The sequence below is a fragment of the Kitasatospora sp. NPDC002543 genome (assembly GCF_053594915.1).
Map to the genome: position 1 here is coordinate 38,164 of NZ_JBSFWR010000065.1, position 9,432 is coordinate 47,595.

At 74.0% G+C, this 9,432-nt stretch carries 8 protein-coding genes; 6 read left to right on the forward strand and 2 right to left on the reverse strand.

Annotated features, from left to right (window positions below):
* From ACWD4P_RS24865 to ACWD4P_RS24875, 3 genes are read left to right on the forward strand one after another with little or no spacing between them, the layout of a single operon-like run.
* Positions 1 to 1,674, forward strand: coding sequence for an L-aspartate oxidase (locus ACWD4P_RS24865; RefSeq protein ID WP_359822665.1), 1,674 nt, complete (start codon positions 1 to 3; stop codon positions 1,672 to 1,674).
* Between the two features lie 4 nt (positions 1,675 to 1,678).
* The gene (nadC, locus tag ACWD4P_RS24870) at positions 1,679 to 2,641 is read left to right on the forward strand and encodes a carboxylating nicotinate-nucleotide diphosphorylase (protein ID WP_449781083.1); all 963 of its coding nucleotides are present in this window, start codon (positions 1,679 to 1,681) and stop codon (positions 2,639 to 2,641) included.
* A 46-nt stretch (positions 2,642 to 2,687) separates the two neighbouring features.
* Entirely contained in the window at positions 2,688 to 3,476 is a 789-nt protein-coding gene (locus tag ACWD4P_RS24875) for a type III pantothenate kinase (protein WP_359822670.1), read from the forward strand.
* Between the two features lie 7 nt (positions 3,477 to 3,483).
* Here the strand turns inward: ACWD4P_RS24875 and ACWD4P_RS24880 are convergent, their stop codons facing one another.
* Both ACWD4P_RS24880 and ACWD4P_RS24885 read right to left on the reverse strand, forming a co-directional pair.
* The gene (locus tag ACWD4P_RS24880; RefSeq protein WP_449781084.1) at positions 3,484 to 4,551 is read right to left on the reverse strand and encodes a hypothetical protein; all 1,068 of its coding nucleotides are present in this window, start codon (positions 4,549 to 4,551) and stop codon (positions 3,484 to 3,486) included.
* 56 nt (positions 4,552 to 4,607) lie between these two features.
* On the reverse strand, positions 4,608 to 5,162 hold the full coding sequence (locus tag ACWD4P_RS24885; RefSeq protein ID WP_359821130.1) for a SigE family RNA polymerase sigma factor: 555 nt from the start codon (positions 5,160 to 5,162) through the stop codon (positions 4,608 to 4,610).
* A 162-nt stretch (positions 5,163 to 5,324) separates the two neighbouring features.
* On the opposite strand from ACWD4P_RS24885, the gene ACWD4P_RS24890 reads away from it, so the two are divergent.
* The 3 genes from ACWD4P_RS24890 to ACWD4P_RS24900 form a co-directional block, all read left to right on the forward strand.
* The gene (locus ACWD4P_RS24890; protein ID WP_359821132.1) at positions 5,325 to 6,074 is read left to right on the forward strand and encodes a hypothetical protein; all 750 of its coding nucleotides are present in this window, start codon (positions 5,325 to 5,327) and stop codon (positions 6,072 to 6,074) included.
* 295 nt (positions 6,075 to 6,369) lie between these two features.
* A complete protein-coding gene (locus ACWD4P_RS24895) occupies positions 6,370 to 8,292 on the forward strand; it encodes a hypothetical protein (protein WP_449781085.1) in 1,923 nt (640 codons plus the stop codon).
* A gap of 89 nt (positions 8,293 to 8,381) precedes the next feature.
* A partial coding sequence (locus tag ACWD4P_RS24900; protein WP_449781086.1) for a lysine--tRNA ligase occupies positions 8,382 to 9,432 on the forward strand: 1,051 nt, incomplete at its 3' end.

A 9,432-nucleotide genomic window follows, 5' to 3' on the forward strand; every position in this document is an offset into this window, starting at 1 on the left:
ATGTCCGTCACGCACCGCCTCACCGCGCCGACCCCCGGCTGGACCGCCACCACCGACGTGGTCGTGGTCGGATCCGGGGTGGCCGGCCTCACCGTCGCGCTCAACGTCCGCAAGGCCGGCCTGCGGGCCATGGTGGTCACCAAGGCGATGCTGGACGAGGGTTCCACCCGCTGGGCCCAGGGCGGCATAGCCGCCGCCCTGGGTGAGGGCGACACCCCCGAGCAGCACCTGGACGACACCCTGGTGGCGGGCGCCGGAATCTGTGACGAGGAGGCCGTGCGCACCCTCGTCACCGAGGGCCCGGACGCCGTCCGCCGGCTGATCGCGGCCGGTGCCGACTTCGACCGCGGCGAGGACGGCGAGATCCTGCTCACCCGCGAGGGCGGCCACCATCGCCGCCGGATCGTGCACGCGGGCGGGGACGCCACCGGCGCCGAGGTCTCGCGCGCCCTGGTCGCCGCCGTCCGCACCGACCCCGACCTCGAACTGATCGAGCACGCCCTCGTCCTGGACCTGCTGACCGACGCCGAGGGCCACGCCGCCGGCCTGACCCTGCACGTGATGGGCGAGGGCACCCGCGACGGCGTCGGCGCCGTCCGGGCCCGCGCGGTGGTGCTCGCCACCGGCGGCATGGGCCAGGTCTTCTCCGCCACCACCAACCCGGCCGTCTCCACCGGCGACGGTGTGGCGCTCGCCCTGCGGGCCGGCGCCGCCGTCACCGACCTGGAGTTCGTCCAGTTCCACCCGACCGTGCTCTGGCTCGGCCCGGAGGCCGAGGGCCAGCAGCCGCTGATCTCCGAGGCCGTGCGCGGCGAGGGCGCCCACCTGGTGGACGCGGACGGCGTGCGGTTCATGGTCGGGCAGCACGAGCTGGCCGAACTGGCCCCGCGCGACATCGTCGCCAAGGCGATCACCCGGCGCATGCAGGAGCGCGGCACCGACCACATGTACCTGGACGGGCGGCACTTCGGCGCCGCGATGTGGGAACAGCGCTTCCCGACCATCCTCGCCACCTGCCGCTCGCACGGCATCGACCCGGTGACCGAGCCGATCCCGATCTCCCCGGCCGCGCACTTCGCCTCCGGCGGGGTCGTCACCGACCCGCACGGCCGGACGTCCGTCCCGGGCCTGTACGCCTGTGGCGAGGTCGCCTGCACCGGGGTGCACGGCGCCAACCGGCTGGCCTCCAACTCCCTGCTGGAGGGCCTGGTCTTCGCCGAGCGGATCGCCGCCGACCTGGCCGAGCGGCACGCGGCCGGCGGACTGCCCGAGCGCACCGTGGACGTCGAGGCCGTCCGGTCCGCGCACGCGGTCCCGCTGCCGGCCTCCGAGGCGCGCGCCGAGATCCAGCGGCTGATGTCGCGCGGCGCCGGCGTGCTGCGCTCGGCCGCCTCGATGGCCGACGCGGCGGCGGGCCTGGTCCTGCTCGCCGAGCAGGCGTACGCGCACGTGGCCGAGGAGAAGCCGGCCGACCCCCGGGTGGAGACCTGGGAGGCCGCCAACCTGCTGACGGTCGCCACCGCCCTGGTCGCGGCCGCCCGGCAGCGCGAGGAGACCCGCGGCTGCCACTGGCGCGAGGACTTCCCCGAGCGCGACGACGCCCACTGGCGGCGCCACCTGATCACCACCCTCGCCGCCGACGGCGGCCCGGTCAGCACCCCTGAGGAGCAGTAGAACCATGACCCACTCCCACGAGGAACTCCCGATGGCCGGCGGCTGCGGCGACGGCTGCGCCTGCGGGGACGGCGAGGGGTACGAGACCGGCCTGGACCCGCAGCTGGCCGAGCTGCTGGAGCGGGCCGGGCTGGACCCGGTCGAGGTCGAGGACATCGCCACCCTGGCGCTGGCCGAGGACCTGGCCGGCGGCGAGGACGTCACCTCGGTGGCGACCGTGCCCGCCGAGTCCGTCGCGACCGCCGACTTCACCGCCCGCCAGGCCGGCGTGGTGGCGGGCCTGCGGGTCGCCGAGGCGGTCGTGTCGCTGGTCTGCGAGGAGGAGTTCGAGGTCGAGCGGCACGTCGAGGACGGCGACCGGGTGGAGGCCGGCCAGGTGCTGCTCTCGGTCCGCTCCCGCACCCGCGACCTGCTGACCGCCGAGCGCAGCGCGCTCAACCTGCTCTGCCACCTGTCCGGCATCGCCACCGCCACCCGCGCCTGGGCGGACGCCCTGGAGGGCACCGGCGCGGTGGTCCGGGACACCCGCAAGACCACCCCGGGCCTGCGCGCGCTGGAGAAGTTCGCGGTGCGCTGCGGCGGCGGCGCCAACCACCGGATGGCGCTCTCGGACGCCGCGCTGGTGAAGGACAACCACGTGATCGCGGCCGGCGGCGTGGCCGAGGCCTTCCGGGCCGTCCGGGCCGCGTACCCGGAGCTGCCGGTCGAGGTGGAGGTGGACACCCTGGAGCAGATCCCGCCGGTGCTGGAGGCCGGGGCGGACCTGATCCTGCTGGACAACTTCACCGTCGGACAGCTGAAGGAGGCCGTCGCGCTGGTGGCCGGCCGGGCGAAGCTGGAGGCCTCCGGCGGACTGGCCCTGGCCGGTGCGCGCGAGGTCGCCCAGACTGGTGTCGACTACCTGGCCGTGGGCGCGCTCACCCACTCCTCGCCGATCCTGGACATCGGCCTGGACCTGCGCGCCTGACCGTCAGGTCGAACGAAGACCCGTCCCGACTCGCAGAAAGCGCCCCATGCTCCTCACCATCGACGTCGGCAACACCCAGACCACACTCGGCCTGTTCGACGGCGAGGACGTGGTGGAACACTGGCGGATCTCCACCGATTCGCGCCGCACGGCCGATGAACTGGCCGTGCTGCTGCAGGGGTTGATGGGCAACCACACCGCGGTCCGGGAGGCCGCGGTGGAGGGCCTGGCGATCTGCTCGTCCGTCCCCGCCGTGCTCCACGAGCTCCGCGAGGTGACCCGCCGCTACTACGGCGACGTCCCCGCGGTGATCGTGGAGCCCGGCGTGAAGACCGGGGTGCACGTCCTGATGGACAACCCCAAGGAGGTCGGCGCGGACCGGATCGTCAACGCGCTGGCCGCCAACCACCTGTACGGCGGCCCGTGCATCGTGGTCGACTTCGGCACCGCGACCACCTTCGACGCCGTCAACGCGCGCGGCGACTACGTCGGCGGCGCGATCGCCCCCGGCATCGAGATCTCGGTCGAGGCGCTCGGCGTCCGCGGCGCCCAGCTGCGCAAGATCGAGCTGGCCCGCCCGCGCAACGTGATCGGCAAGAACACCGTCGAGGGCATGCAGTCCGGCATCCTCTACGGCTTCGCCGGCCAGGTCGACGGCCTGGTCGAGCGGATGGCCCGGGAGCTCGCCAAGGACCCGGACGACGTCCAGGTGATCGCCACCGGCGGCCTGGCCCCGCTCGTCCTCGGCGAGGCCACCACCATCGACGTGCACGAGCCCTGGCTGACCCTGATCGGCCTGCGCCTGGTGTACGAGCGCAACCGTCCCGCGAGCTGAGCGGAGTTCAGTTCCCGGGGGTCGGGAAGCCCGGCAGGGTGGCCGGTCCGGTCGCCGGGGCCGTCGGGAAGCCCGGCAGGGCGGAGGACGCCGGGCCGCTCGCCGGCCCCCCGGCGGCGGGCGGGGCGACGGTCGCCGCGGACCCCTCGGGCAGCGGCCGGAAAGGGGTCGGCGGGAGGGGCGCGAGGCTCCCCATGAGCGACGGCGGGAGGGTCACCGGGCCGTCCGCGACCGGCGGCGGGACGGTGACCTGGGTCGTTCCGGGCAGCGGGGTCGGCTTCCCCGCGCGCCGGTCCGGGATGGCCGCCATGACCCGCTTCCAGCGCGGGTCCTTCACCACGGCGGCGAGCTGGTCCACGGTCAGCGGCGGGTCGGTGCGGGTGATCGGCGCGCCCCGCTCCAGCGGCTCGCGGTTCCACTCCTGGAGCATCATCCGGTAGCCGTTCCCGGACAGCACGGCGGCCCACGTCTTCGAGCCGGCCGGCTCGTTGTCCCGGGTGGCGGCCTGGTAGAGCTGCAGGTGGCTGCCGTCCGGGAGGTCGGAATCGGCGCAGGAGTCACCGCCCGTCGGCGCGGCCGGGCAGGGCTTGGACGCCGCCCCACCCGCGTCACGCATGATCCAGAACAGGAACTGCGCCGCTCCCCGTCCGTCGTCCAGCACCAGCCGCAGCTGCGGGGTGTCGCTCTCGGTCCCGCGGGCCTCGCCCACCTTCACCGTCACCGTGCCGGGCGGCAGGAGTTCGATGAGCATCTGCTCGAACTCCGGGCCGGTGACCCCGGCCACGGGGGTCGCCGACGCCCCGCCCGACGCCGCGCCCGACGCCGCGCCGACCACGGCCGGGCCCCCGCCCGGCAGCAGGCCGCCGAGCGCGGCTCCGCCCACCCCGACCAGGGCCAGGGCGGCGGCGCCGACCGCGGTGCCCGCCCGCCGGCGGCGACGCAGCCGGCGGCCGTACGACCAGCCGGTGTCGACCAGCCGGGTGCCGTCGGTGTCGTAGGCCGCACCGGCCCTGCCGATGGCCTCCGTGAAGGCCCGCTCGAACCGCTCCTCGGGCCCGTCGTGCTCTGCGGACATGCTGAACCAACCTCTCTACCGATCGAGTTGACGTGATGTGCGGGCGGGCCGACGGCTCAGCGCCCGGCGAGCTCGTCGAGGCTGCCGCCGAGCACCGCGCGGATCCGGCCGAGCGCGCGGTGGGACTGGGTCCGGACGGCGCCCGGGGTGCTGTGCAGGACCGCGGCGGTCTCCTCGACGCTGCGGTCCTCCCAGTAGCGGAGCACCAGCACCGCCCGGTCGCGCGGCGCGAGCCGGCCGAGCGCGTCCACCAGGGTCAGCCGCAGTTCCGGGTCGCCCTGCGGGGCCGCGCCGTCCGGCACCTCGCCGACCGGCCGCTCGCCGCTGGAGCGGCGGCCGCGGTGCGAGAGGAAGGCCCGCACCAGCACGGTGTGGGCGTACCCGGCCGGATTGTCGATCCGGCGCCCGGCCCCGAACCAGGAGGTGCGGTGCCACTGGGCGTAGACCCGCCCGAGCGCCTCCTGCACCAGGTCCTCGGCGAGGTGGGTGTCCCCGCCGGTGAGCAGGCAGGCCGAGCGGTAGAGCGGTCGCGCGCGGGTGGCCGCGAAGGCCTGGAAGTCCTCGTCCCGCCGCCCGCCCCGGGCCGCCTTCTCCTGACCGTCCGGTTGCATCCTGCCCGGCCCCCTCGTTCGCTCTCCCCTGACACCTGAATGACCCGGTGCACCTCGGGCGGCGTTACAGGCGGCGACGAAAGGTTTTTTCACCAGGCCGAACGTGGGTGGTTCGGCGCGAGGTTACCGACAAATCGGATATTCCTCACGTAGTGTCAGCCCATGCCTACGCCACACGGATCGCGCGGCGGCATGGCCTTCAGCGCCGACGAAGTCCGCGTGCTGCGCCGAGCCCTCGCCCAAGCCCTGCACCCCGCCGTCCCCGTCCACCTCCAGGGACCCGCCCGGCCGGCCTTCGCCGGGCCCTGCGCCGAACTCTGGGCGGAGGACGTCCAGGACGCCCTGCGCCTGACCGAGGCGATCGACGAGGCCGTCCACGAGGGCGGCCGGCTGCGCGCCTTCCTGCTCGCCGACCTCGGGCGCTACCGGTCCGCCCTGCCCGGCAGCGCCCCCGGCTACCTGGAACGGCTGGAGGAGGCGGTGAGCGACGGGTACCTGCCCGGTCCGGAGGACCTCACCGCACTGCGCGGGCTGACCCGCCAGCCCTGCGGCCACGGCGAGCGGGCCCGCCGCTCCCGGCTCGCCGGGCGCTGCCACGCACTGGCCGAGGCCGCCGTCCGCGAGCGGCTCGCCCTGCACACCGGGGCGCCCCGCCACCTGGTGGCCGTACCGAGCCCCGCCGCACCCCCGCACAGTCACCCCACCCCTGTAGGAGGACGGACCACCATGAGCAGCACCGACTCCCGCCCGGAGCAGCCCGCCGCCGCGAAGAACCCGCCCCGTCCGCACCGGATGCCCACCCCCGCCGAACTGTTCGGCCGCCGCCCCAAGCCCCCCGCCCCGCCCGCCGACCGGTCCCCCGAGGACGTCGAGGGCATCGAGGACGTCGAACTCGCCACCGGAACCGGCTGAGCCGCGCCGACCCCACGCGCAGGGGTGGTGGGTCCGAGGACCCGCCACCCCTGCGCGTTCGCACCGCCACACATCGTTGCCCAACAGCAATCAATGGCGGAGCCACAGTGATCATCATGCTGGTATGACTGTGCGGCCGGAGTGGATCTCCGGCGGGGGCGGGCACGGAATTCCTTCACCGACCGGCGACATCACGGGCGACTTCACCCTCGCCGGTCGGTGCGCCGGTCCCGAACCACGCGCGGATCGCCGCCGTTCGCTCCCCGACACTCGACGTGCAACCACTGGAGCACGGATGGACCTCTCCTCCGGCCGCGGCGCCTTGCTGCGCCGCGTCGTCACCGGCGGCACCCTGATCCTCGCCCTCGCCTCGGCCGGACTGCCGGCCTCGGCCGCCCCGGCCGCCCCGGCCGCCTCCCCCGGTGACCCGGTACCCCCGGCCGCCGCCCAGCCGGGCCGGTTCGTCCAGACCGAGCTGACCCGGGTGCTCGACACCCGCGCGGCGATCGGCGTTCCGGGCGTGCAGCCGCTCGGCGAGGACAGCACGCTGCGCTTCCAGGTCGGACAGCTCGCGCCGAACGCCAAGGCCGTGGTCCTGAACGTCACCGCGACGGACACCACCGGCGACAGCTACGTCACCGTCCACCCCGACGGCAAGCCGCGGCCGACCACCTCGAACCTCAACTTCACCCCGGGCCGTACGGTGGCCAACCTGGTCACCGTCCCGGTGTCCAACGGGTACGTCGACATCTACAACCACCTCGGCACGGCCGACCTGGTGGCCGACCTGTTCGGCTACTACACCGACGACACGGCGGCAGCCGGCTCGACCTTCCAGCCTGTCACCCCGTCCCGGGCCCTGGACACCCGCACCACCGGCCCCGACGGCAGCGCCGAGCCGGTGGGCACCGACGGCACGGTCAACGTCAAGCTGGCCGGCCGCAACCGCGTCCCCGCCATCGGGGCCACCGCCGTGGTGCTCAACGTCACCGCCACCGACACCAGCGACGCCAGCCACCTGACGGTCTACCCGCACGGGACCACCCGGCCGGTCACCTCGAACCTCAACTTCGCCGCCGGCGACACCGTTCCCAACCTGGTGACGGTGCCGCTCGGCGCTGACGGCAGCATCGACCTGTACAACCACCTCGGTTCGGCGAACCTCGTCGTGGACGTGTTCGGCTTCTACACCGGAGCACCCAGCGGCTCCGGCTTCACCCCGACCGGCCCGACCCGGGTCGTGGACACCCGGGCCCCCGGCCGAGGACCGGTCGGCCCGGGCGGCGTGCTCAGCTGGCCGGTGGGCGAGGGCTCCGGCCTGGCCTCCACCAAGGTGAGCGCCGTCGTGCTCAACGTGACCGCCACCGGCCCCACCGCCGCCGGCCACTTGGACGTCTACCCGAACGCCAGCCCCCGGCCGAGCAGTTCGAACCTCAACTACACCGCGGGCCAGACCGTGGCCAACTCCGTGATCGTCCCGGTCGACGACTCCGGGATCGTGAACTTCTACAACAACTCCGGCTCGGTGGACGTCGTGGTCGACCTGTTCGGCTACTTCACCGCCCCGCAGGGCGGACCGACCGGGCTGTCGATGGGAGACGCCCCCTCGACGGTGGCCTGTGGCGCCGCCAGCCCAGGGCGCTGGCTCGTTCCGGGCAACTACAGCACCGGCTTCAACGCCACGACGAGCGCTCTGCCCGGCGCCACCGGCCAGGTGTGGACGCAGGTCGTGATGACCGGCCCGGCCGGTACCAGGACCTACGCGAGCAAGGCCGTCGACCACGCCGATCCGGCCGTCACCTCCACCCGGGTCCCCCTGGCGGACCTGCAGAACGGCTCCGCCTACAGCTGGTACGCGTACACCACCGACGGCGTGCACAGCTCGGCGGCCGGCGCGCCGTGCTACTTCCGGTACGGCGGCGACCCCGGCTTCCAGGTCTCGATCTCGGACCCCGGGCCGATCCACTCGGGACAGACCGTTCGGCTCACGCTCACCGCGGCCACCAACGACCTCGAACCCGGGCTCCAGGCGGCCACGTTCCGCTACGGCTTCGACGCCTACAGGCTGGACCGCACCGCTGCCGCGACCGACGGCAGCGCGACGGTCGACATCCCGATGAACGGGTGGGGCACCCGGATCCTCTACCTCGAGGTCACGAGCGCCGACGGCACCCGGACCTCCCGGGCGAACAAGACCTTCTACGTGATCTCCAACTGACCCGCCGATCCGGGGGAGGCCGCCCGTCGCGGCCTCCCCCGCGGCAATCCCGGCGCGGAGCACCACGTGTGGCTGGCTACCCTTGTGGGGTGAGCGATCAGAGCCTTGTTCCCGCGACCGACGACCTTCCCGAGCAGATGCGCGTCCGGCGCGAGAAGCTGGACCGGCTCCGGGCGGCCGGCGTCGACCCGTACCCGGTCGGATTCCCCCGCACCACCACCATCGCCGACCTGCGCGCCAAGCACCCGGACCTGGAGCCGGACACCGCGACCGGCGAGCGGGCCGGCGTCACCGGCCGCGTCATCCTCTCCCGCACCGGCGGCAAGCTCTGCTTCGCCACCCTGCGCGACGGCACCGGCGACCTCCAGGTGATGTTCTCCCTGGACAAGCTGGGCGCCGAGCGGCTGGCGGCCTGGAAGACCGACATCGACCTCGGCGACCAGGTGGGCGTCGAGGGCGAGGTGATCACCTCCAAGCGCGGCGAGCTGTCCGTGATGGTGGACCGCTGGGAGCTCACCGCCAAGTGCCTGCGGCCGCTGCCGGACAAGCACAAGGGCCTGACCGACCCGGAGGCCCGGGTCCGCCAGCGCTACGTGGACCTGATCGTCAACCCCGAGGCCCGCGAGATCCTGCACCTGCGCAGCAAGGTCGTCCGCTCGATCCGCCGCACCTACGAGGACCGCGGCTACATCGAGGTCGAGACCCCGATGCTCCAGCCGGTGCACGGCGGCGCCAACGCGCGTCCGTTCAAGACCCACATCAACGCGTACGACATCGACCTCTACATGCGCATCGCCCCCGAGCTGTACCTCAAGCGGCTGGTGGTCGGCGGCGCCGAGAAGGTCTTCGAGATCAACCGCAACTTCCGCAACGAGGGCGCGGACTCCACCCACAACCCGGAGTTCACCTCCCTGGAGTCGTACGAGGCGTACGGCGACTACGACACCCAGGCCGAGCTGATCCGCGAGACGATCGTCAACGCGGCCCGGGACGCACTGGGCACCACGGTGATCAAGGGCGTGGACGCGCACGGCGTCGAGCACGAGATCGACCTGGCCGAGCCGTGGGAGGAGGTCAGCGTCTACCCGGGCATCTCCGCCCGCCTGGGCGCCGAGGTCACCCCGGAGACCGGTGTCGAGG